Source organism: Acidisoma silvae, from assembly GCF_020618775.1.
Taxonomy (GTDB): domain Bacteria; phylum Pseudomonadota; class Alphaproteobacteria; order Acetobacterales; family Acetobacteraceae; genus Acidisoma; species Acidisoma silvae.
In genome coordinates, this window is sequence record NZ_JAESVB010000026.1 from 1 (window position 1) to 22998 (window position 22998).

Below are 22998 nucleotides of genomic sequence, written 5' to 3' on the forward strand. Positions count from 1 at the left end.
CAAAGCAAGGACGCCCTCCTGCAATCGTTGAAGCGCGGCGTTAGGGACCATGTGGCCCGGCCCGGCCGCGTGGTGGGTGTTGATGATTGGAGTTGGCGAAAGGGCCGCACTTATGGGACGATCATGGTCGGTCTTGAGCGACGCGCGGTTTTGGACGTCCTGCCGGGGCCGCTCAGCCCAATGAACAGCATCCTGGCTTATGTGCCGCCCTGAGATTGAAATCGTGAGCCGAGATCGGTGTGGTCTCTATACCCAAGCCGCTTCTCACGGCGCACCACAGGCGGCCCAGGTCGCCGATCGCTTCCATCTTCTGCAGAATTTTCGCCACGTAATCGAACGGCAGCTCACGCGAGCCCTAGGCCAACCGTTGAAACTGGGACCACAACAGAACGCGGCCCTCCAGGAACCACCCAAGCTTACCTGGCCCAACGAAGGAACGAAGAATGCACAATGGGACGGCAGCTATTCGCCGAGATCCGGCCGCTTTGCTACACAGGCAGCCTAACCCAACTTCAACGGCTCCTCAACGGCTGGCGGCGTGCCCACTTCGCCGCGGTGATCACATCTTCACCCCCAGAATGGGCTAGGTTGCCTGATGGCAAAACAAGGATACATGTTCCACCGATTGTCGCGTCAGCGTTTTGCATCAAACCACGCGGGTTGCTGACTAAAGTCCAATGCGAAAAAGTGGATGACTTGAAGGAGGCGTCCACTGAGTTCGCCGCAATGCGTGCCCTCGCCATGCGTTTTCGTGGGCTTCTGAGGCGCGGCAATATCGAATTGCTGGATACTTGGCTACAGAACGCAGCCAGCTCCGGCATTCATGCGATGCGACGGATTGCAGCGACGCTTCGCCGAGACACTGGTGCCGTCCGGAACGCCAACGTGAAGCCTTGGAGCAATGGCTAGACAAAGGGACAAATCAACAACCTAAAAACACTCAAGCGTGCAATGTATGGTCGTGCTAGCGCCGAGTTGCTTCGTGCTAGCATGCTTCCCCTCTATACTACTTGACGCCACATCATTTGAGCCAGACGCCATTATGCGCAGCTCGCATTGGGAACGCCGAAAACTCTCTTATACTCCTTAGTCATAACAAAATGGAGAAGGGTTTTCCGACGCTTGGTGGAGGTGGGCTAATATTCTTGAGCCGTTGGCGTGATGACAAGTTCCTGAACAATCACATCCTGAGGCATCTGGTAGGAAAAAAGCATGGCGTGTGCAACATGCTGTGCCTCGATGCCACCCCCAATATCAGCGCCGCGTTCCGCCCAGATCTGATGGGCTTCAGAGTTGAGCATCGTGCTTTCGATCTCGCTTTTCGTAAGACCAGGAGAGATCACCATCACGCGCACACCGAAGCCGGAGACGCTGCGCCGGGCCGCCTCGGTCAGCGCATGGACATAGGCTTTCGAAGCCCCATAGGCATCGTGATACGGATAGGACTTGATGCCGGCGATCGAACTCACATTGATGATCGTGCCATGGCGCCGCTCCTTCATGCCCGGCATTACCGCCTGCATGCCGTTCATCACGCCAAGGCAGTTGATGTCGAGCAGGTCACGCCACTCGGCCGGGTTTTGATCCTCGATCCGTGCCAAAGGTGCCACGCCGGCATTGTTGATGAGACAGTCGACAGGCCCGTGCACCGCTTCTGCTGTTGCAATCGCGGCCGCCACGGCGTCCCCCTCGCGCACATCGGCTGTGCAGCAAAGCACATTCAGCAGCCCCAATGCCTCCAGCCGTTCGATCCGGCGACCGAGAAGCAGCAGCGGATGTCCGGCAGCGGAAAATGCACGGGCCGCCGCGGCGCCGATGCCGCTGCCGGCGCCCGTGATCACAACAAGCGGCTTGCTCATTTAACAGTCTCCATGGCGTTTCCAAATCTGGTATCAGGCCGCGGGGGCGCCAGCGCAAGGCGACGCAGCGTGCCGCTATCAAGCGCCACCACCTCATGCCGTTCGCCGGAACAATGGCCGCCATTCATAATGATGATGTCATCACAAACGGTCAGCAGCTCTTCTTCCTCCGTCGAGACCACAAGAACAGCCACACCTGATTCTTTGGCCATTCTCCGAATGAAGGCGTGAATTTCCGATTTCGTTCCGACGTCGATGCCCTTTGTCGGTTCATCCAGCAGCAGGATCGAGGGCTTTTGCAGCACCGCTTTGGCCAACAGCGCTTTCTGCTGGTTGCCACCGGACAGGCGCCCAAGCGGAGCGCGAATATTGCCACGTATCCGCAGGCTGCGCAGCACGACCAGCGCTTCCTGCTCCGCCTCGTGTTTGCGTATCATGCCAAGCCAGGCGTGCCGCCCCAGAACCGGCAGCATGCAGTTGCGCACGGCATCGAATTCGGGAATGAAGCCATTAGCCTTGCGTTCCTCGGACAGGTAGGTCAAGCCGGACTTCATAGCGTTGCGCGGGCTGGCCGGATGGTAGACCTGCCCACGCAATGTCATTCTGCCCCATTCGAAAGGTTCAAGCCCATAGAGCGTGCGGAGCAGCCGGCTGCGGCCCGAGCCTGCGAGACCATAAAGCCCGAGAATTTCTCCAGGTGCGAGGTCGAAGCTGACCGACTTCAGGCCACGCGGTGCGCCGATGCCTTCGACAGTCAAGGCCGGTAGCGCCTTAACATCCGCCGCGAGCCGGGGCGAAGATGGCCGGTTACCGTGCGAAGCCGCGGCCTCATCCTTGCCGACGATGGATTCCACAACATCAGCATGCGTCAAACTGGCGATGGGTCCGTTCAGGACCACGCGCCCGTCGGTCAAGGCCGTGACATGATCGCAGACAGCGAAAATCTCGTCGAGTTTATGATCGACAATGACAATCGCAACCTGCCGCTCCCGCGCGATGCGCCGCAGCGTATGCACAAGCTGGTCAATCTGTCTTCGTTCCAACGCTGTTGTCGGTTCATCCAGAAGAATGACCCGCGCGTTGCGGGCCAGCGCACTGATGATCTCGATCATCTGCCGCTGCGCGACCGGTAGGGATGCCACTTTCTCCTGACCGGTGAGAGGCAGCCCGTAAGTTCGAAGCAAATCGCTGGCCTGCGCCTGCATAGCTTTCTTGTCTAGGACACCGGCTGTGCCGAGTTCTCGTGCCAGGAACAGATTCTGCGTAACGGTCAGGTTCTCCAGCAGCGACAATTCCTGGAAGACACTGGCCACACCCGCGCTCGCAGCCGCAGAAGGGCTAGAGAAGGAGACTGGCTGACCCTCCAGGCGCACTGTGCCGCCGTCAGGCACCACGGCTCCAGCGATTATCTTCAGCAGCGTGGACTTCCCTGCGCCATTATGGCCAATCAAACCATGCACCTCACCGGCGCGGAACGTCACAGTCACGCCATGCAGAACCGTCGCATTGCCGTAGCGTTTGACGATACCTTCAGCGACAAGAAGATCCGCGCCCATGAGTAGTCGTTGCTCCTCGCGTCAGCCGAGTTCGCCGGGTGGGGGCGTCTGCCCATAAGTAAAGACCGCAACGGGCAGGAAGACATTCGCCTTCACGTCCTTGCCGTCGATATAGCCGCGAATACTCTGCACTGAAATCTGCGCGTAGGTTGCAGGTTGTTGCGCTGAGCATCCTTTATACGGGCCCTCCAGCTTGGTATCCGCGGCACAAAAGGCAAATATGCTGACCTTATCGGCCTTGCCGAGCGCCTTCACGGCCTGGATGGCGCCGACCGCACCAGGCCCGGTGTCAGCGAAGATGACATTCATCTCCGGATTGCCCTGCAGCATTTCCATCGCAACCTTGAGGCTCACGTCCGGCTGCACCAACCCATTGACCACGCGCGTGACCGTGGCGTTGGAATCGGCGGAAAGTGCCTGCTTGAAACCGGTATCGCGCTCATTCGTAGGCAGCTGCTGCGGATCACCTACAATGCCGGCAATAATTTTTGCGGTCTTGCCGAGTGAAGCGAGGGTCGCATCACCCATTACCTTGCCGCCTTCAACCTGATCGGGCCCGACATACTGGACAATCTGGCCGCCCTGAGCCTTGAGATCTGCTTCATCGACCGAGACGTTGAGGGTGAAGACCGGAATGCCCGCTTTCGACAAGGCCGTGGCCATGGCGGCGCCCGGACCGGAGTCCACGGCGTTCAGCGCCACCGCACAAACCTTCTGCTGGATGAAGGCGTCAATCTGCGACAGCTGCCGGGAATCGCTGTTATCCGCGATGGACACAACAACGTTAAAGCCCGCTGCCTTGCCGTGATCAAGGAAACTTTGGCGCATTGCGATGTAGTAGGGATTGGACGTATTGGGCAGTGCGACACCTATGAGCGGGTTTGGTTGTTTGCAGCTTTCCGGAAGCAGTTTCGCACCTTGCGCGAAAGCGCCTGTGGTGCCGAAGGCCAGCAAGGCCGCCGGCACTGTCAGGCCCAGAACAGGGCGCATGGCTTTCGCCGCATGCCACCCGAGATTTCCCGTCAAACCCATGGATAGTTCCCCTCTTTTTGTTTTTATTAATCCACCAGGCCGTTTTGCCCCGGCGGTATCAAGATAGGCGTCGTGAACCGTGCCGTCTGAGGAAAGCGCGTAGCGTCTCGCTGATCGGCGTGCCGGCATGACGCCGGCGGTAGGTATCGAAAATAACGGCGACGAGGACGATCAGGCCGATGACCAAAGACTGCCAGTAGCTACTGACATTCAGCACGTTCATGCCATCGCTGACGACCGCAATCAGTACCGCACCGATCATGGCGCCTTGCACGCGGCCCACACCACCGAACAGGCTGACACCGCCGATGACGGCCGCCGCTATCGAGAAGAACAATTCGTCACCGAGACCGGTCGTCGGGAAGCCGACCATCAACCGTGCGGTATCGATCACGCCACCCAGGCTCGCGCAGAAGCCGCTTATGGCATAAACGGTGATGGTGGTGAGCGTGAGATTTACGCCCGCCAGGCGCGCCGCCTCGCGGTTACCGCCGGTGGCGTAGATATGTGTGCCAAGGATGGTCTTGGACAAAAGCAGACCCGCCAGGATCGCGAAAATGGCTAGAACCACAACGGGCACCGGCACACCCGCGATGGCTCCCTGGCCAATGACAGCGAAGCCGCTCTGCGTCACCGAGATGGAATTGGCACCCGTGATGATCAGTGCCATGGATGAGGCGACGCCCATGGTTGAAAAGGTTACGATGAAGGGCGGTACGCGGAAGATCTGAATAATGAGGCCGTTAATCGTGCCCATCACCGCGCCGGCAGCAAGCGTCATTGCGATCGCCAGGGGCCAGACCACGCCATGCGCCATGAGCAGCGACACGAGCACGCCCATGAAAGCGATATTCGCGCCGGTCGATAAATCAATGCCGCCGATGAGCAGGACAAAGGTTTGCCCCAAGGCAAGCAAACCGATCACCGCACCATTCAGAAGCAACACAAGCCCGTTCGACACGGTGCGCATGTTAGGCGACATGGCACAGAACAACGCGAAAACCACGATAAGCATGCCGAGAATTCCGGCTTCGTCGGGCACGCTCCAGCGGCGCGGCATGACCGGCGTCTTGGCAGCACTGCTCATGATCCGTTTCCTATTGATGCGCTCATGCTACGCTGCTTGCTTCCGGACCCGCGCCGCTGCCTGTTGATAGGCGGAGCGCACGGCCACCGCGTCGATGCCGGATTGCGGTGTCGCGACTAAGCTCAGTTCGGGTGCCCAATCCGTTGCCACCGCCTCTGTGGACCGGCCCGTGAGCGCCGCTGTGGCCTGCACAGCGGCGCCGGCGGCGGCAGCTTCATCCAGCCGACTGAGATAGACCGGCTGTCCGGTCAAGTCGGCCAGAACCTGCTGATAGGCACGGGACCGTGCCGCTCCACCGGTAAGGATCAGGCGGCCCGTCATCCGCGTGCCGGCGGCCCGCAACAAATCCTGCCCGTCCAGCAGGCTGCAAAGCACGCCCTCCACAGCCGCGCGGGCAATTTGACCCGGACTGGTATTGCTGCGAAGGCCCTGGACCTGACCAGTGGCTCCCGGCAAGTTCGGCGTGCGCTCGCCATCGAGGTAGGGCACGACGACCACGCCAGCGCTGCCAGGCTCGGCTGCCAGCGCCAAAGCGTCGAAACGGCCGGTGTCCACGCCCATCATCCGGCGGAAGAAATCCGTTACTTTCGCGGCGTTCAAAGTGGTAATCATAGGCAAGAAGCGTCCGGTCGCATCGGCATAGCCATTGATGGCACCGGTTGCGTCTTTCACTCCGATATCCGTCACAGCATAGATCGTACCGCTCGTACCGAGAGAGATGACGGTATCGCCCTCCCGAATGCCCAAGCCAAGGGCGGCCGTCATATTATCCCCGCTTCCTGCGCCGACAACGGCTCCCGAGAGCGATTCCAGATTCCGCAGCCGACCAACCGTGCCAGCGACGGCATCGGATGTAATGATCTTCGGTAAAACCCTGTCCCAGGCCAAGCCCGGTGCAGCCAGCTCAGCCAGTTCGTGGTCCCAGGTATTCAGGAAGGGATTGAAATAGCCTGTGCCGGATGACCCTCCCCGCTCCGTCACCGCATGCCGGCTCAAGCGGTAGCCCAGATAATCGGCAGGCAGCATGATGTGCTCGGCGCGGCGCAGCGCGTCCGGCACATGCGCGCGGGTCCACGCGATTTTCGAAATCGTCAGGGCTGGCGCAGGCACAGAGCCAGTGCGCGTGGCCCATTCCGCAGCACTGAGCTGCTCACACAGCAGAGCGGCATCGGCTGCCGACTCGGTGTCATTCCAGAGTTTCGCCGGACGGATTGGCTCATCATCGCCATCAAGAATGACGAGTCCATGGCCTTGGCCGCCCACTGAAATGGCGGCGACGGAGGGAAGATGAGACGCGATCTGCCCGAGTGCCTCCGTCAGGGCCTGCCACCAATCCCGTGGGTCCTGCTCACTTCTGGGCGGCGTGGTGGCGGGGTGTGGTGCGCGGCCTTGCGCCACGAAGGCACCATCCTCTAGGCGTCGCAACACGACCGTACAGGATTGCGTGGATGTATCAATGCCTGCGACGAGATGGCGCTCCATGATGCGCTACTCCTCGTCCAGAAGCGTGGCAATCGCCGGGCCGTCGCGCCCGACCGCGCCTGCGGGGTGCGTATAGATCACCTGGTCCCAGCGGTAGCCGCGCATCATGCGCGTCACTTCCGTGATGGCATCAAGCAATGCTGCGGTAGACAGCGAACTTCCAGTGGCAATGATCGCGCCGAGATCGGCATCTGCAGGCAAAGTCAGCGGCAATATATGATCGGCCAAGCTAGCGAGCTCGGAGTCATGCGACGCAGTAATAACGATCAGGCAATGCGCCAAGCTGCGCGCTCGGCGTGAAAACTCGTTTAATTCCGCCGAGCTGCCGCCTTTTGAAATGGCAATAACGCTATCTTCCGCCCGCAAGACGCCCAATCCACCATGCACGCCATCCGTCGGCGACAGGTAAAAGGCTGGCGTTCCCGCGACTGACAACAAATGTGCGGCGCGGCTGGCAATGGCGCCCGACGTTCCACTGCCTGTGACGAGGACCTTGCCCTTGCTTTCCACAAGCACATGACAGGCCCGCAGGAAGGCATCACCAAGAGCACTTTCAGCGGCCAGGACGGCAGCGCCATTCGCACGAATGACACGCCTCGCAACTGCGAGAATGTCGAGATCGTCCAAAGAGATTTCCTCTGCAGCTGAGCTGCCTTGTTTTGAGAATAGTATGCGTGTAGCGCATTATCGTCAAGTGAGCAATATATGCTCATTTGAGCGAAAGTCCCAACAGCCTTTGCCCGACGGTTGCGTCAGTGATCAAAGTCGTGAGCCATCGGCCACGCAGAACTGCGCTAATAGCCTCGGCTTTCTCGATGCCCCCGGCCACACCAATCACGGTCGGAGCCGCGCGAATCTGCTCCACCGTCATACCGATGAGATTTTCTGCCAGGGGCGTCACCACCGGCCGCCCATCGGCATCGAGCAGGACAGAGCAGAGGTCGGCGGAAGTGCCAGCCACCTGGGCCTGTTCCTGCCAAGCCAACGGCAATGTCGCGAAGAGCGTCGATTGCGGGGGATTCCAGGCGCCGATCCCCGAGACCAATACGTCGACATGAGCGAACCGAGCCGTTGCGCGGGCAATGCTCGGTTCGTTGCGCAGACGTTCAACAAGGCTCGGATCTTCAAGCCACATCGGTAGATAAAGTGGATAGGCTTGGCCTCGGCTGAGTGCTGCTAGCCGATGGACGAGTTCAACAGAACTTTGGACATACTCGCCGCCCGCCATGCTGCCGATGGCCTGCACCACGTCCACCGCAGGTAGTTTTGTGAGCGCTTGCGCACAGGCAGACAGCGTTCTTCCCCAAGCCACCGCGAGGGTTTGGCCATCCACCAAAGTTTCCTCGAGCAGCGCCGCAGCAGCCCGGCCCAAAGCTTCAGTCATCTGTCCAGCCGAGAGATTGGGACCGCGCAAGACGACCGCATGGCGCAAGCCAAAACGCGCGCTCAGTGCTTCCGCCAATTCCGTGTCGTATTCATCAAGCTCGGCAATAGTGAAACGGACGACACCACTAGCGATCGCTTCCTCGATCAGCCGAGCAACCTTGAAACGCGAAACGCCGAGACTGTCGGCGATATCCGATTTAGTCTGACGCCCGACGAAATGGCGGTGTGCCACTGTCGTCATCATAAGCCTTGCCAATGGACGTCGCGCCATGAATCCGGTCTCCCTTTCCGTGACCCAGGACACGCTCATTTGAGCGCAAAATGTCAAGTGGGAGGATTGTGTCTCTCGATTGTCGGCTATTCCTCACTTTGTATCAGAAGCCGCGAAATATCGTAAAAGCCTTCGGCACGGAGAAGTTATACGTCAGGGACATGCACTAAACGCGGAACCTGGCGTAAAGTAGGAATGATTGCATCGCGCAGAGGGCCGGGCAGTCGTGGCAAAAACTGTCCTGCGACGAATTGTGGAGCGAGGTTATCCTTGCTTTCAGCAATTAATTACTTGAATCCACACCTATATGCCCAGAAGCGCCGGCTCACACAAAGTGAAAAAGTCCTCATTTAAGGAATTTCGACGACCGTTGTGGCCACGTTCAAAGGACACGACAAGCGGTCATTCCTCATCGCTCACACCAAACTAATATGCATTGCTCATTGTTCGATGGAGCCTTGCCCGCTCCAAAAGTAATTAGTTGGCTCCGGTCCCCCAACTGCATTATTCGGAGCCGGATGTCATCGCTTCGGGCAGAAGTCGAGGGCTTCGTTCCATTGTCATCCATTTTCCGTCTGGCACGCTTGGATGGAAACCATATCGAGCGTAAAGCCCCTGGGCATCAGCCGTGGTCAGCGTCCAGTGCGTGACAGTAAGGAGTTCCGGATGCGTCAAGATGCGTTCGATCAAGGCTTTGCCAAGGCCGCAGCCGCGCAGGGCAGGTTCGATAAATACATCCGCAAGATGAGCACGAAGGGCATAATCCGTCAGTACACGCGCGAAGCCAACCTGCTCACCCGGCGGAGCATAGATGCCAAAGCAGAGGCAATTAGCCATGCTGCGTTCCGTCACCGCAGGTGGCCGGTTCATGGCCCAATATGCGGTCGCGAGTGACCTGTGGACGAATGCCATGTCGATTTTTGCGCGGTCATCGCTGATCACATAGCCGTTCGTAAGGAGCACAGCATGAACTTTCATAAGCATTATTCTGGCGAGAAATCCTGGCCTGTCCAAGTGACTAAGGCAATCAAAAGCCATTCCGATAAGAATATTGGCTATGTGAGGCCGATATCGCGCGCCGCCAATCTTGCCCGGCCCGGTTTCGTGTCGTCAGCGGCCAGGGGTCGGCGCTCTATTGCACACCCGGCCGAGCAGCCCGAAGCGCGAAAGTAATGAAACCATAGTCCCGGCTAGGCTAGGCTAGGCTAGGCTAGGCTAGGCTAGGCTAGGCTAGGCTAGGCTAGGCTAGGCTAGGCTAGGCTAGGCTAAGCCCACCCCGAATTTAGGCGCAGCTCGAAACGACGCGCGACAGGGGCTGCAATCGCCTCATATGTTGACAATTGCGACCTTTTCATTCTTTTCGTACGGCCCGATAGCAGGGTAGACTCTCGCGCTCACGGCTGATTTTTGCCTTACCTACTGCCTACCCGCGTTGCAAACAGAATCCCCGGCTACGGAGAGCACAAGATGACTGGGCCCAAACGGCCAGGCTTGCCAGGCACGTTGGCAAAACCTCCGTCAACATTATGACGCGCTATCTTGCCAGCCGCGTCGGCCAGCTTGTGCTTGTGCTAATCGGCGTCAGTGTCATCGTCTTTTTCACGATGCACGTCCTTCCCGGTGATGTGGCAACGCTTTTGCTCGGCGAGCGGGCGACGGCCGCCCAGCTGACGCAGCTACGCCATCAGCTCGGTCTCGACCAATCGCTTCCCGTCCAATATGCTGACTTTTTCTGGCAGGTGCTCCAAGGGAATTTCGGCACATCGCTGCGAAGCAATCATGCGGCGCTGGCCGACGTCTTAACCGCGTTCCCGGTGACGCTCCAACTGGCGCTCGCGGCCCTCGCCTTGGCCATCGCGGTCGGCGTGCCCATCGGTATCGTCGCCGGCACCCGTCCCGGCAGCGTCTGGGACAATCTGCTGATGACGGCAACGCTGTTCGGCGTGTCGATGCCGATCTTCTGGCTCGGCCTCATGCTGCTGCTCCTGTTCGGCGATTTGCTCGACTGGCTGCCGATCGGCGGCCTCATGCCGACCGGGTTGGACGTACCGCGCGTGACCGGCATGACGGTGATCGACAGTATCATCAGCGGACGGCCATTGCTGATCTGGGCCAGCCTGCGCTATCTGGCGCTTCCCGCCGTGACGCTCGCGACCATTCCGCTCGCGATGATCGCACGCATCACGCGGTCCGAAATGCTCGCCATGGCAAGCCTGGACCATGTCCGCACCGCCCGCGCCAAGGGCATGCCGGAAGGCCGCGTCATCATCCGCCATGTGCTGCGCAACGCCATGACACCGGTTATCACCGTTATCGGCCTGCAACTCGGCCTGCTGCTGTCGGGTGCCGTGCTGACGGAGACGATCTTTTCCCTGCCTGGGCTCGGCCGGCTCATGGTCGACAGCATCCTGTCCCGCGACTACCCGGTGGTGCAGGCCGGCGCCTTGTTCATCGCCTTCGTCTTCGTACTCGTGAATCTGATCGTCGATCTCACCTACGGTCTGCTCGATCCCAGGATTCGCCGCTCATGACGACTGAGATCGTCGACCCCCTGCCCGCCACCCGCAGGCCAAAAGGCATCCGGCGCGTGCTGCGCCGCGTCTCGGCCTCGGTCGGGCTCGCCATCACGGTCATATTCCTGCTGCTGACGGTGTTGGCGCCGCTCGTGGCACCCTACGATCCCTATGACCAGGACCTGTCGAGCGCGCTGTCGCCGCCGTCCTGGATCCATCTCCTAGGCGCGGACCAATATGGCCGCGACATGCTCAGCCGCGTGCTTTACGGCACGCGAACGGCGCTTCTCGCCGTCGTCGTGGCCGATGGCCTGGCGTTGGCCGTCGGTTGCACCCTGGGCCTGCTGTCGGGCTTCTTCGGCGGCTGGGTGGAAGCCGTCATCATGCGCATCGTCGATATGGTGCTGGCCTTCCCCTATCTGCTGCTGGCCTTGATCATTGTCGCGGCCCTCGGGCCGGGTCTGACCCATTCCATGATCGCCATCGGCATCGTCTATACGCCGCAATATGCGCGGCTTCTGCGCGGGCAGGTTTTGTCCGTCCGGCAGTCGGACTATGTGCGCGCCTCCCGCGCGCTCGGCGCGTCGCGCCTTCGTCTCATGCTGCGCCATGTGCTGCCCAATAGCGTGACGCCGATCCTGGTGATGGCGACGCTGCAGGCCGGTTCCGTCGTCGTGGAAACGGCCGGCCTCTCCTTCCTCGGCCTGGGCGCGCAGCCGCCCTCGCCGGATTGGGGCGCGCTTCTGGCCGATGGCCAAAGCTATTTCCTCACCGCCTGGTGGATCGCGACCTTCCCCGGCCTTGCCATCTTCCTCGTCGTGCTTGGCTTCAATCTCCTGGGTGACGCATTGCGCGACCATTTCGATCCGCGGCGGTCGGCATGACCCAACCCCTGCTTGAGGTCCGCGACCTGCGCGTCGATTTCCGTGGCGAGATGGGAACGGTCTCCGCCGTTTCCGGCATCTCCTTCACCGTGCAGAAGGGAGAAACGCTGGTCATCGTCGGGGAATCCGGTTCGGGCAAATCCGTCACCAGTCTTGCCGTCATGGGCCTGATACCGCAGCCGCCCGGCCGCATCGCCGGTGGCGAAATCCTGTTCCATGCGCGCGACGGCCAGACGCATGATCTCGCCAAGGCCGATGCCCGCACCATGCAGCATCTGCGCGGGGCTGAGATCGCGATGATCTTCCAGGAACCTATGACCGCGCTGAACCCGGTCTATACAATCGGGGCGCAGATCGTGGAGACGATCCGCCTGCATGAGCCGCTCAGCCGGCGCGCCGCGCGGCTGCGGGCGATCGACATGCTGGCGCTGCTCGGCGTGCCGGAGCCGCAGCGCCGTTTCGATGCCTATCCGCACGAATTGTCAGGTGGGCTGCGCCAGCGCGCCATGATTGCCATGGCACTCGCCTGCAGCCCTTCGCTGCTGATTGCGGATGAGCCGACGACCGCGCTGGACGTCACCGTCCAGGCGCAGATTTTGGACATGATCGCCAGGCTCCAGAAGGAGCTGTCCATGGGCGTTATCTTCATCACCCATAATCTGGGCGTGGCGGCCGAGATCGCGGACCGGGTGTTGGTCATGTATGCCGGGCAGACGGTGGAAGCGGCACCGGCTGCCGACATCTTCCAGGATCCACGGATGCCTTATACGCGCGGACTGCTGAAATCCATTCCGCGCCTGGGCATGGATCGTGACGCCGGCCCGCTGCCGACCATTCCCGGCACTGTGCCCAATCTGGGCGAGATGCCGCGGGGCTGCGCCTTTCATCCGCGCTGTACCCATGCCCTGCCGGATCCGTGCATGGCGCGGCGACCGGACCTGGAGCCGGTTACGGAGCGACACGTCGTACGCTGCGCCCGCTGGCGCGACATTGCGGGGCAGCCCGCATGACCGCCCTGCTCGCCGTCACCGATCTGGTGAAGCATTTTCCGACCAAGGGGCGCGTGTTCCGCGCCGGCGCGCCCTTACAGGCGGTCGCCGGCGTTTCCTTCACGGTCCAGCCTGGCGAAGTACTGGGCCTGGTCGGCGAATCCGGCTCCGGCAAAAGCACGATCGGCAATATGGTGCTGCGGCTGGACCAGCCGACCGCCGGGCAGATCGTTTTCGACGGGCAGGATATCACACGTCTGTCTGACGTGTCCCTGCAGGCTTTCCGTCGGCGGGCGCAGCCGATCTTTCAGGATCCGTTCAGCTCACTTGATCCGCGCATGACGGTGGAGCAGATCGTCGCCGAGGCGCTGGTCATCCACCGGCTGGCCAGCAGCCGCGGGGACTTGCAGGCGCAGGTCGTGTCCCTGCTGGAACTGGTCGGGCTGAATGCCAGCCATCTGCGGCGCTATCCGCATCAATTTTCCGGCGGCCAGCGTCAGCGTATCGGCATCGCGCGCGCGATGGCCGTGAAGCCTGACCTGATCGTCGCCGACGAAGCCGTCTCGGCGCTGGATGTCTCCATTCAGGCGCAGATCGTCAATCTGCTGCGCGACCTGCAGAAGCGGCTGGGTCTGGCGATGATCTTCATTTCCCATGATCTGGCGGTCGTCGAATATATCGCGGACCGCGTGGCGGTTCTCTATCTCGGCCGCATCATGGAAATCGCGCCGGCCCGCGACATCGTGCGGGCGCCGAAGCATCCCTATACGGAAGCGCTGCTCTCCGCCGTGCCAGAACCCGATGCCAGCCGCACCCGCAAACGGATCGTGCTGCAGGGCGAATTGCCTAGCCCCACCGCCCCGCCGTCGGGCTGCGTGTTTCGTACCCGCTGCCCCTATGCAATTGCGGATTGCGCGGCGATCGTGCCGGTGCTTCAGCCCGTCGGCCCCGGACATGAGGCCGCCTGCATTCGAACCGGAATCATTTGATAGGTGCGCAGATCCACCAGCTTGTCCTGCGGATCTGCGCACTGAACCAGACAGCCTACTTCAGCGACACATTCTCCATGCCGAAGAACATCTGCGTCGGGTTCAGCTGATAGCCTTCGACATTGTTGCGGATCGCGCGGATCTGCAGGGTCGAGTTCACAAAAATCCAGGGCGCATCATCCAGGATGGTCTTCTGGGCTTGATCATACAGCGCCGTGCGCTTGGCGGGGTCGGAGACGACAAGTGCCTGCGACAGCAGCGATTCGACCTTAGGGTTATTGTAGCGCGACCAATTGACGATAGGAATATTGGCCGCGCCCCACAGCTCGGACAGGAAGTTGTCCGGGTCGCCGTTATCGCCGGTCCAGCCTTCCATCATCAGGCCCTTATAGGTGCCGGACCGGACGAGGGAGAAATAGGCACCGATCTCAAGCTGACGGACGCTTGCGACGATGCCGACCTTTTTGAGAAAGCCCTGAATGGCGATAGCGAGGTTCGGACCGGCAGGGTTGTAGCCGCGCGGCGAGTTATAGGTCAGCAGCTCGACCTGCGTTCCGGGTTTGACGCCCGCTTCCTTCAGCAGCGCTTTTGCCTTGGCGACGTCGTAGGGATAGCCCGGAAGCGATTTGTCGAAACCCCATTGTGCCTGCGGCAAGGGCGATGTCATCGGCACGGCCAGGTCGGCATAAAGCGCCTTGTTGATGACGGTCTTGTCGACCGCATAGTTCAGGGCCTGGCGCACGCGCGGGTCATTGAAGGGCGGCACGTCGACCGGAATCGCGACACCGGACACAGCCAAACCCGGCTGCGTCAGCAGCGTGATCGTCGGGTCATGCTTGATGACAGGCACGGACTGGGTGCTGAGATCGGCCAGGATCTGGATATCGCCTTGCTTCAGCGCCAGCACGGCCGCTTGCGGATCAGGCAATTCCTTGAAGATCAGGTGATCGACCTTTGGCTTGCCGCCCCAGTAATTGGGATTGGCGTCGAGAATGATTTCGTCGCGCTGACGCCATTCTCGGAAGATGAAGGGGCCGCTGCCGACGGGATGGTTGCGATAATCCTTACCCCATTTCGCGGCGGCGGCGGGGCTGACCAATCCGTTCCAGACCATCGCAAGGCTATTAAGGAAAGGCGCCGATGGTTTCTTGAACTTGAATTCGACGGTGTTGTCATCAACGGCGCGATAGCTTGCGACATCGCCGTAGGTGAAGTCGATATAGCCTTCAACCGGACCGGTATTATAGATATATTGCGGGTTTGCCTTATTGAGCAGGCGGTCGACGTTCCAGATGACGGCCTTGGCATCAAGCGGCGTGCCGTCGCTGAACTTCACGCCCCTCTTCAGATGAAAGGTATAGGTCAGTCCATCGGGCGACACGTCCCAACTTTCGGCGATACCAGGTGCTACCGCCGTCGTGCCCGGCTTGTAGCGCAGCAGGCTGTCGTAAACGGTCGACATGACAAAGCCCGACGTATTGTTTTCGACGGCTTCGGCATCGAAGCCCGTGGGGTCGGCGGCAATTCCGATGACCAGCGTGCTATCGGCCCGCGCAGCGGCCGCTCCTCCGGCGACCGCCAAAGCGGCTGCGAAGGCAAGTGTCTTGAACCTCATCTTAGCTCCTTCACGTAACATTTCAGAACCTGCTTCACAGGCCTGCGGCGCGGTATGCAGCCGAGACCAGCCGGAGGATCCGGGCGGCTATGCCTCACCCAGCCCTCTCTCGAACGGGGCCTCACGATAGTGCGAGGCATGCGGCTGTCAACGCGCTATAAGTCTGTCGCGCAAGATCAGGGACCAAGGATGGTTGACGAAAGGTCAGAAAGCGCGTGCGGCCTTCGCGCGCGCGACATCGGCATAGCACCCGGAATTTTTCACCCGGGTGCCATGAACGCCATCACGGATGTCGCTCTTGTCTCGGTCGGTCATAGGACAGTCATTGCTGGGGAAGGCGTGCGCAGCGGCGTCACCGCTATCTTGCCGCATGGCGGCAATCTTTTTCAGCGGAAAGTGCCGGCCGGCTTCGCCTGCGGCAACGGTTACGGTAAATTCGCGGGATCGACCCAGATCGCGGAACTAGGTGAGATTGAAACGCCCATCGTCTTGACCAATACCTTGTCCGTCGCGGAAGGCATCGCCGGCGTCGTGCAATGGACGCTCGCCCAGCCCGGCAATGAGGCGGTGGTCTCGGTCAATGCCGTGGTCGGTGAAACCAATGACGGCTATCTGAATGACATCAGGGCGCGGCAGGTGACCGTGCCGCATGTGCTGGACGCGATCGCAAGCGCAACGAACGGCCCTGTCGCAGAAGGATGCGTCGGTGCCGGCACCGGGACCCAGGCCTTCGGCTGGAAGGGCGGCATTGGTACCAGTTCTCGCGTGCTGCCAGCCAAGTGCGGCGCCTATGCGATCGGCATTCTTGTGCAGACAAACTACGGCGGCATTCTGACGGTTGCGGGCAGAGAGATTGGGCAGGCGCTCGGGCAGTTCTACCTTTCGGAGGAAAAGAGCGAGCCGCGGGGAGACGGTTCCGTCGTCATCATCATCGCGACCGATGCGCCTGTCAGCGACCGCAATCTCAAGCGCATGGCGCAGCGCGCCTTCCTGGGCATTGCCTGTACGGGATCATGCATGGCGAACGGGTCCGGAGATTACGCCATTGCCTTTTCGACCCATGAGGCCGTCCGACGTGACCATGAGGCGGATGGGGAGACGCCGTCACGGCCGGATCTGTCGAACAGCGCCATGTCACCCTTGTTTCAGGCCGTGAAAGAGGCGACGGAGGAGGCCGTCTATAACGCGATGCTACAGGCCCATACCGTTGCCGGCCATCTTGGCCGCGTGCTGAAGCGACTGGAGCCATCCGTGTTGATGGCGCTGCTCGACAGGTCCGGTTTCAACGAGAACGACCCGGAGACCACCCCGCTTTAAAGCGGGGGCACTGCCTGATCGCGACACCAGGCTGCAACCTGGGCATGGGTCGCGAACCAGCACCCGCCTTTTTGCTTCATATGCTCGACCAGTCGCGCCAGCAGCGGCATGCGGCTGCGATGACCGATTACATGCGGGTGCATCGTCAGCAGAAATAGGCCGCCCTCTTCCCAGGCGCCGTCGAATTCGGCGCGAAAAATCTCCTCTACGGCTGAAGGAGCCGTATAGGGCCGCAGCGCTGAAAAGCGCAGCATGTTGAAATAGACGGCGTCATCCCTGATCCATTCCGGCGGCAGTTCCACAATGCCCGTCGGCTCGCCGTCCGCAATGATCTCATAGGGCTCGTCATCGGCCATCAGGCTGCTGTCGTACAGCAAGCCCATCTCACGAATGATGCGCAGCGTATTGACGGAAAAATCCCAGCTCGCGGTCCGCATCCCGACAGGGCGCACGCCCGTGAGCCCTGTCAGCGTATCCGCCGCGCGCAGGCTCAATTCGCGTTCGTTCTCATAAGGCAGATCGGTATTCTTTTCGTGAATCCAGGAATGGATTCCGATCTCGTTGCCGTCCTGCGCGATGCCGCGCACTTCGTCGGGATGCAGCAGGGCCGAGACGGCCGGATAGAAGAAGGTCGCGGGAATTGAATGTGTTTCAAGAAGCTTGCGAATGCGGGGAATGCCCTGCCGGTTGCCGTATTGGCCCTGGCTGATGCGCATGGGACTTTCGTCATTGTCGCGCAAGGGAATCGTCTCATGATCGGCGTCGAAAGACAGCGCCACGGCGCATCTGGCGCCGTTCGGCCAATGCGTCGGTTTCAGGCTGCGTCCGGCCCGCGCGCGGCCCACGATCTCGCGCCATTGGTCTTCCTCCCAGCGCCAGGGTTCCAAGCCGTCCGCGACGGAAATGCTCATGCCTGAATTCCTCATTCTGACGTCAGCCCACGCCCGCTGACGCAGGCTTCGGCAGAGGTCCATTGTCGACCCGTTTCACAAAGATGCTATACTTCGCGGTCAATGCGGTTGGCTGGGCGCCGAGGTCATCGAAGTTCAAGAGGATTGTCAATTGTCTGACTGGAGATTCGCTCTGGTTTCGCCGCCGGCGCCCGGTGTCAGGGCGCAAGGATTCCTTTCCTTCGACGACCCGGTCCTTACCGGCCGGGATTGGCCCTATGTCGCCATTCGCGGTGCTGCGCCCGGTCCCGCCGTTCTCATCACCGCAGGCATTCACGGATCGGAATACCCGGCGATCGACGCCGCCGTGCGGCTGGGCGCGCTGTTGAATCCACAGTCCATGCATGGCCAGGTTCTGGTGCTACCGCTGATGAATCCCGGCGCCTTCTGGCAGCGGGCCGCCTATGTCGTGCCAGAGGACGGCCAGAACCTCAATCGGGTCTTCCCAGGCAAGGCCGATGGCAGCTTTTCGGAACGGCTGGCCTGGCAGCTTGTGCAGAAAGCCATCCGCCACGCGGATGCCTATATCGACATGCATGGCGGCGACATGCCCGAAGCACTAGTGCCGTTTTCCATCTACCAGGAAAGCGGCGACGCGGCGGTCGATGCCAAAAGCGACGCCCTGGCTCGCGCCTTCGGATCGCCGTCCCTTCTGATCCAGCGCCGCCGGACGGACAGCCTATCGGGCATGACGATCGGCGCGGCGGCCGATTTTGGGGTTCCAGGCATTATCGCGGAAGACGGTGGGGCCGGCCTTTATGACGCGGCCATCGCCAAGACGATGCTGGCCGGGGCGGAAAATGTGTTGCGCAGTCTCGGCGTTTTGGCGGATGCGACCGCGACCTTCATCTCTCCCGACCGCTACGCGGGCTTCCTGTGGCCGCGGTCCCGTCACGCCGGGTTTTTCCGCCCATCCGTCTGCGTCGGCGACAGCGTCGCGGTTGGCGATACGATCGGCATCCTCAAGGATTTCTTCGACCAGACGACCGAGACGATCATCGCGGAAGCCTCCGGCCGCATCCTGTTCCTTGTGACCAGCCCGGCCATCGCCGAAAACGGGCTCATCTGCGGCATCGGCCTGCCCGCGGCTTAGCGGCAGGACTCACGCGGCTTGGCCAAGCAAGGTCAGATAGCGGATCCAGGCGCGGAGGCCGTCATGCAGGCGGGAGATACGAAAAAATTCGTTGGGCGCGTGATAGTCCTCGTCCGCCGTCGAGAAGGAGAAAAAGACCGTATCCAGCCCAAGCCGGTGCTTGAAGATGCCGCCGATCGGGATCGTCGCGCCCATGCGCACCTGCAGCGCAGGCTCCCCATAGATCTCTTCCAGAACCTGCATGGCAAGATGCAAACCGGAATGGTCAGACGCGATCGCCGAGGGTTGCGCGCCACCCGGCTCCTGCGTGACCTTCAACGTCACGCCCGGCGGGCAATGCCGCCGCAGATGGGTTTCGACGCAATCGCGAATAGACCCAGGCGCCTGATCCGGCACTAGACGGCAGGTGATCTTGGCATGGGCCTCGGACGGGATGACGGTCTTGGAGCCAGGACCGCTATAGCCACCCCAAATACCGTTCAGTTCCAGCGTCGGCCGCAGCCAGTTGCGCTCCAGCGTCGACCATCCCACCTCACCGGCCGCCTCCGACGCGCCGACGGCCTGCAGATAGGCCGGCTCATCGAAGGGAATGGCCTGCACGGTCGCCCGTTCCGCCGCAGACGGCACAAGCACCTGATCATAAAATCCCGCGACCGCGACAGCGCCCGTCTCGTCATGCAGGCTCGCCAGCAAACGGCTCAGCGCCTGCAGGGGATTGGCGACCGACCCGCCATGGCGTCCAGAATGCAGGTCCTTCGCGGCGCCCGTGACGGTCACTTCCAAAGCACAGAGACCACGGCTCGCGACCGTCACGGTCGGCAGGTCGACGCGCCACATGGCACCATCGGCCGAGAGCACGAAATCAGCGCCCAGGGCCGCCGCGTGTTCGGCCACGAAAGCATCCAGATGCGCGCTGCCGATTTCCTCCTCGCCTTCGATCAGGAATTTAACATTGACCGGCAGTTTGCCCGCGCCGCGCAGAAAGGCCGCGATAGCGGACAGCGCTACGATGACAGGGCCTTTATCGTCCGAAACACCACGGCCATACAGCCTGCCGTCGCGCAGCATAGGCTCGAAAGGCGGGCTTTGCCATTTTTCGACCGGGTCCGGCGGCTGCACGTCGTAATGGCCGTAGATCAGGATGGTCTTCTGGCCTTCCGCATGCAGCCAGTCGCCCATGACGACCGGATGGCCCGCCGTCGGCGCCACAACCACATTCTCAAGCCCGCACCATGCCATGTGATCCGCAAGGAAAGCTGCGCCCTCTGCCATGCCGGCGGCATAGGCGGGATCGGTGCTGACGCTTGATATGGCAGCAAACTGGCACAGCGTTTCAAGAATGCCGTCGTGTTGCGCTGCCACCCAGTCCAGCGGGGTCAGCCCCGTCATTTGCCACCGTCCACGCTCAGGGTCTGACCACTGATCCAGCCGGATTGCTCACGGGCGAAAAACAGAACGGCGTTGACGATATCCTCCACGCGTCCCAGCCGGCGCGTGGCGATTGTTTCGACCAGACGCTTCTGGCCTTCGGGCCCATAGGCTTCCCACTGCCGCTCGGTCGCCGGGTTGGAGCGCACGAAACCGGGCGCGACACTGTTGACGGTAATGCCGAAGGGGCCGAGTTCATGCGCCAGCTGCCTCGTCAATCCAATCTCACCGGCCTTGGCAGCGGCATAGGCCTGGATACCCGTCAGGCTGACACCGATACCGGCCCCGCTGGAAATGGTAACGATGCGGCCATAGCCCGCGGCCTTCATGGCGGGCGTCACCGCCTGCGCCATCAGAAAGGCACCGGTCAGATTGACGGAGAGGATCGCCTGCCACTCGGGCAAGGTCACGTCTTCCACCGGCTTGCCGGCCTGGCCGCAAACGCCGCCGGCACTATGAACCAGGATATCGGCACGACCGAAGGCAGTGGTGGTTGACTGCACAGCCATCGCATCCGTCACGTCTAGCACGGCGACCGCGAGCCTTTCCTGTCCATCCGCCGTCTCTCGTAAGCCGGCGTCATTGATATCAACGGCCAGTGTCTCGGCCCCGAGCGCTGCAAAAGCGCGCGCAATGCCGCGCCCTATGCCATGACCGCCACCCGTCACCAGAACCCGGCGGCCCGCGAACCCCTGCTGCATCACGCGTCCCCTGCCATGCTTAGCGCCAGATCGTCCAGATTGTCCCAGGCCAAGGAACGCGAACCATTCTCGATCTCATGGATCATCGCGATCAGTTGCGTCATCACGGGCACGGCCAGGCCGAGCGCAGCGGCCTCGGTCAGAATCGGCCCCAGTTGCGCGTCCACTTCCGTCTTGCGCTTGCGCACTGCAAGATCGCGCCAGATGCCGCTGTGGGATTTCGCGGAGCGCCGGTTATGCACGACCATTTCAGACATCGAAGCGTCGATCGCGGCTTCCGTGCCATCCTGCCCGAAAGCGGCGGGGTCAAAACCGTTGAAGCCCCTCGGCTTTATGCCTTTAGTGCCGGCCACCGCCATCACTTCCCGCGCCAGCGCGGCCAGAACAGGCCGATGCCGTTCCGATGCCAGCACATCGGCGATCGAGGCATCGGTCAATGCCGTCGCAAAGAGCAAGGCGCCGTAGCCGAGCTTGCCCCAGAGATAGCCGAGGATATCCTCAGTCAACATGGCATCCGGCTCGAAGCTTGTCAGCACAGCATGCAGCGCCGTCACGCGCGGGCTGATCCGTCCGTCCAGTTCGCCCAGAACGCAGGCGCCCTTGCCGCCATACAGGATGCGGCCCGGCGCGATATAATCAGCGCCGAAATTGATGAAGGCACCGATGACATTGTCGATGCCCAGCACCCGCCCGATGACGAATTCATTGAGACCGTTCTGGAAGGACGCGACATAGCCGCCTGCCGCCAGATGCGGCGCCAACGCCACCGAGGCCGACTCGGTATGATGCGCCTTCACGCAAAGCAGAATGCGGGAGAAGGTTCCCGATAGATCCTGCGGCAGAACGGCCTGCACCGGCACAGTGAGGGTCTCAATCGGCCCTTCGATCGTCAGCCCGTCGCGCTGCATGGCCGCGACATGGTCGGCCGCGGTATCGACGAATTGCACGTCTTCACCCACTCGTACCAGATAGGCGCCGATCGTGCCGCCGATGGCGCCCGCACCCCAGATCAGGATAGGACCGCTCATGCCCAGGGACCTTCCAGAAGCGCGCGGGTTTCCGCCACCGCGACAGACCAGATCGCCAGCATTTCGGCATCGTCGCGCTGATAAAAGCCGCCGTAATTGCCGTCGCCCAGCATGCGGCGAACGCCCGCCGGGTTCTGCAGGCGCAAAAGCTCAAGATCGGTCATAGGCTTTTGTACCTCGGGCGCGGTAACATGCGCGAGCCGCGTCCAAGGGAAATTCTCCATCCAGGACGCGTGGGACGCGACTTTGTCCGTAACCTGCACGGCCGCCCAGGTCTTGGGCGCACTCCACCAATTGTGAAAGCGCACGCTCGCATCCGGATGATCGGCCATCCATTCCATAGCGAAGGCACCTGCGGGCGCATTGCCGCCATGGCCGTTGCACAGCAGGATGCGGCGGAAGCCGCTGCGGTAAACACTGTCCAGCATATCCTGCAGGATGTGGAGATAGGTCTCCATCCGCAGGGAAATTGTGCCCGGAAAGTCCTTGAAATAGGGCGTCAGCCCATAGCTTAGCGCCGGAAAGACCGGAACGCCCAGGGGTTCGGCCGCTTCCGCCGCCACGCGCTCGCTGAGGATGCTGTCGACCGAGAGGCTCAGATACGCATGCTGCTCGGTGCTGCCCAGAGGTAACACACAGCGATCATCAACCTGCAGGTAGGATTCCACCTGCATCCAATTCATCTCGCCTATACGCATGATACCTCCTATGGCGTCTTTGCCACCGCGGCCGCGATCGGCAAAGAGCTGTGCCAGACGCTATTCCACTAGAAATCGCGAGGCAAGGCACCAAAAGTTCAAACGGCTCGACCTTCGAGC

Annotated in this window: 22 protein-coding genes and 1 pseudogene; 9 read left to right on the top strand and 14 right to left on the bottom strand. The window is 61.4% G+C overall.

Translation table 11 applies throughout. The features are described from left to right. The 3 genes and pseudogenes from ASILVAE211_RS23610 to ASILVAE211_RS26590 form a co-directional block, all read left to right on the top strand. Window positions 1–213, top strand: a pseudogene (locus ASILVAE211_RS23610) (ISL3-like element ISMdi2 family transposase); the annotation flags it as partial. Next, on the top strand, window positions 200–505 hold the full coding sequence (locus ASILVAE211_RS26585; RefSeq protein WP_227323823.1) for a transposase: 306 nt from the start codon (window positions 200–202) through the stop codon (window positions 503–505). The pseudogene ASILVAE211_RS23610 and the gene ASILVAE211_RS26585, both read left to right, overlap by 14 nt. Further along, window positions 451–909 (top strand): transposase, encoded by a 459-nt coding sequence (locus ASILVAE211_RS26590; protein ID WP_227323824.1) that lies wholly within the window; start codon window positions 451–453, stop codon window positions 907–909. The genes ASILVAE211_RS26585 and ASILVAE211_RS26590 overlap by 55 nt, the downstream gene beginning before the upstream one ends. A gap of 227 nt (window positions 910–1136) precedes the next feature. Here ASILVAE211_RS26590 and ASILVAE211_RS23625 read toward each other — a convergent pair whose 3' ends face one another. The 8 genes from ASILVAE211_RS23625 to ASILVAE211_RS23660 form a co-directional block, all read right to left on the bottom strand. Then, window positions 1137–1859: an SDR family oxidoreductase gene (locus tag ASILVAE211_RS23625; protein WP_227323825.1), complete on the bottom strand. Its 723-nt coding sequence runs from the start codon at window positions 1857–1859 to the stop codon at window positions 1137–1139. Then, complete coding sequence (locus ASILVAE211_RS23630; RefSeq protein WP_227323826.1) at window positions 1856–3415, bottom strand: sugar ABC transporter ATP-binding protein; 1560 nt, start codon at window positions 3413–3415, stop codon at window positions 1856–1858. Before ASILVAE211_RS23630 ends, ASILVAE211_RS23625 begins: the two co-directional genes overlap by 4 nt. Before the next feature lie 21 nt (window positions 3416–3436). Beyond that, window positions 3437–4447 (bottom strand): substrate-binding domain-containing protein, encoded by a 1011-nt coding sequence (locus ASILVAE211_RS23635; RefSeq protein WP_227323827.1) that lies wholly within the window; start codon window positions 4445–4447, stop codon window positions 3437–3439. A gap of 58 nt (window positions 4448–4505) precedes the next feature. Beyond that, complete coding sequence (locus tag ASILVAE211_RS23640; RefSeq protein WP_227323828.1) at window positions 4506–5534, bottom strand: ABC transporter permease; 1029 nt, start codon at window positions 5532–5534, stop codon at window positions 4506–4508. A gap of 27 nt (window positions 5535–5561) precedes the next feature. Then, window positions 5562–7016 carry a xylulokinase gene (gene xylB, locus ASILVAE211_RS23645; protein ID WP_227323829.1) on the bottom strand — a complete coding sequence of 485 codons (1455 nt, stop codon included), beginning with the start codon at window positions 7014–7016 and terminating at the stop codon, window positions 5562–5564. A 6-nt stretch (window positions 7017–7022) separates the two neighbouring features. Further along, window positions 7023–7643 (bottom strand): SIS domain-containing protein, encoded by a 621-nt coding sequence (locus tag ASILVAE211_RS23650; protein WP_227323830.1) that lies wholly within the window; start codon window positions 7641–7643, stop codon window positions 7023–7025. An 82-nt stretch (window positions 7644–7725) separates the two neighbouring features. Continuing rightward, on the bottom strand, window positions 7726–8646 hold the full coding sequence (locus ASILVAE211_RS23655) for a sugar-binding transcriptional regulator (RefSeq protein ID WP_227323831.1): 921 nt from the start codon (window positions 8644–8646) through the stop codon (window positions 7726–7728). Between the two features lie 531 nt (window positions 8647–9177). Then, window positions 9178–9651 carry a GNAT family N-acetyltransferase gene (locus ASILVAE211_RS23660; protein WP_227323832.1) on the bottom strand — a complete coding sequence of 158 codons (474 nt, stop codon included), beginning with the start codon at window positions 9649–9651 and terminating at the stop codon, window positions 9178–9180. Window positions 9652–10199: 548 nt separating this feature from the next. Between ASILVAE211_RS23660 and ASILVAE211_RS23665 the strand changes: the two genes are divergently transcribed. From ASILVAE211_RS23665 to ASILVAE211_RS23680, 4 genes are read left to right on the top strand one after another with little or no spacing between them, the layout of a single operon-like run. Continuing rightward, window positions 10200–11204: an ABC transporter permease gene (locus ASILVAE211_RS23665; RefSeq protein WP_227323833.1), complete on the top strand. Its 1005-nt coding sequence runs from the start codon at window positions 10200–10202 to the stop codon at window positions 11202–11204. Beyond that, window positions 11201–12070, top strand: coding sequence for a nickel transporter permease (nikC, locus tag ASILVAE211_RS23670; protein ID WP_227323834.1), 870 nt, complete (start codon window positions 11201–11203; stop codon window positions 12068–12070). The genes ASILVAE211_RS23665 and nikC overlap by 4 nt, the downstream gene beginning before the upstream one ends. Further along, the gene (locus ASILVAE211_RS23675; protein WP_227323835.1) at window positions 12067–13080 is read left to right on the top strand and encodes an ABC transporter ATP-binding protein; all 1014 of its coding nucleotides are present in this window, start codon (window positions 12067–12069) and stop codon (window positions 13078–13080) included. Before nikC ends, ASILVAE211_RS23675 begins: the two co-directional genes overlap by 4 nt. After that, window positions 13077–14048, top strand: coding sequence for an ABC transporter ATP-binding protein (locus ASILVAE211_RS23680; RefSeq protein WP_227323836.1), 972 nt, complete (start codon window positions 13077–13079; stop codon window positions 14046–14048). Before ASILVAE211_RS23675 ends, ASILVAE211_RS23680 begins: the two co-directional genes overlap by 4 nt. A gap of 55 nt (window positions 14049–14103) precedes the next feature. Here ASILVAE211_RS23680 and ASILVAE211_RS23685 read toward each other — a convergent pair whose 3' ends face one another. After that, on the bottom strand, window positions 14104–15663 hold the full coding sequence (locus tag ASILVAE211_RS23685; RefSeq protein ID WP_227323837.1) for an ABC transporter substrate-binding protein: 1560 nt from the start codon (window positions 15661–15663) through the stop codon (window positions 14104–14106). A gap of 273 nt (window positions 15664–15936) precedes the next feature. On the opposite strand from ASILVAE211_RS23685, the gene ASILVAE211_RS23690 reads away from it, so the two are divergent. After that, on the top strand, window positions 15937–16980 hold the full coding sequence (locus tag ASILVAE211_RS23690; RefSeq protein ID WP_227323838.1) for a P1 family peptidase: 1044 nt from the start codon (window positions 15937–15939) through the stop codon (window positions 16978–16980). Here ASILVAE211_RS23690 and ASILVAE211_RS23695 read toward each other — a convergent pair. Further along, a complete protein-coding gene (locus tag ASILVAE211_RS23695; protein WP_227323839.1) occupies window positions 16977–17891 on the bottom strand; it encodes a polysaccharide deacetylase family protein in 915 nt (304 codons plus the stop codon). The two genes, ASILVAE211_RS23690 and ASILVAE211_RS23695, sit on opposite strands and share 4 nt — an antisense overlap. A gap of 151 nt (window positions 17892–18042) precedes the next feature. Here ASILVAE211_RS23695 and ASILVAE211_RS23700 point away from each other — a divergent pair, with 151 nt between their 5' ends. After that, on the top strand, window positions 18043–19023 hold the full coding sequence (locus ASILVAE211_RS23700; protein WP_227323840.1) for a succinylglutamate desuccinylase/aspartoacylase family protein: 981 nt from the start codon (window positions 18043–18045) through the stop codon (window positions 19021–19023). 9 nt (window positions 19024–19032) lie between these two features. Here the strand turns inward: ASILVAE211_RS23700 and ASILVAE211_RS23705 are convergent, their stop codons facing one another. The 4 genes from ASILVAE211_RS23705 to ASILVAE211_RS23720 are packed head-to-tail and all read right to left on the bottom strand — an operon-like array spanning window position 19033 to window position 22878. After that, window positions 19033–20412, bottom strand: a complete 1380-nt coding sequence (locus tag ASILVAE211_RS23705; protein ID WP_227323841.1) for a dipeptidase — start codon at window positions 20410–20412, stop codon at window positions 19033–19035. Beyond that, the gene (locus tag ASILVAE211_RS23710) at window positions 20409–21152 is read right to left on the bottom strand and encodes an SDR family NAD(P)-dependent oxidoreductase (RefSeq protein WP_227323842.1); all 744 of its coding nucleotides are present in this window, start codon (window positions 21150–21152) and stop codon (window positions 20409–20411) included. The genes ASILVAE211_RS23705 and ASILVAE211_RS23710 overlap by 4 nt, the downstream gene beginning before the upstream one ends. Continuing rightward, window positions 21152–22180: a ketopantoate reductase family protein gene (locus ASILVAE211_RS23715; RefSeq protein WP_227323843.1), complete on the bottom strand. Its 1029-nt coding sequence runs from the start codon at window positions 22178–22180 to the stop codon at window positions 21152–21154. The genes ASILVAE211_RS23710 and ASILVAE211_RS23715 overlap by 1 nt, the downstream gene beginning before the upstream one ends. Next, window positions 22177–22878 (bottom strand): creatininase family protein, encoded by a 702-nt coding sequence (locus ASILVAE211_RS23720; protein WP_227323844.1) that lies wholly within the window; start codon window positions 22876–22878, stop codon window positions 22177–22179. Before ASILVAE211_RS23720 ends, ASILVAE211_RS23715 begins: the two co-directional genes overlap by 4 nt. Window positions 22879–22998: the final 120 nt, after the last annotated feature.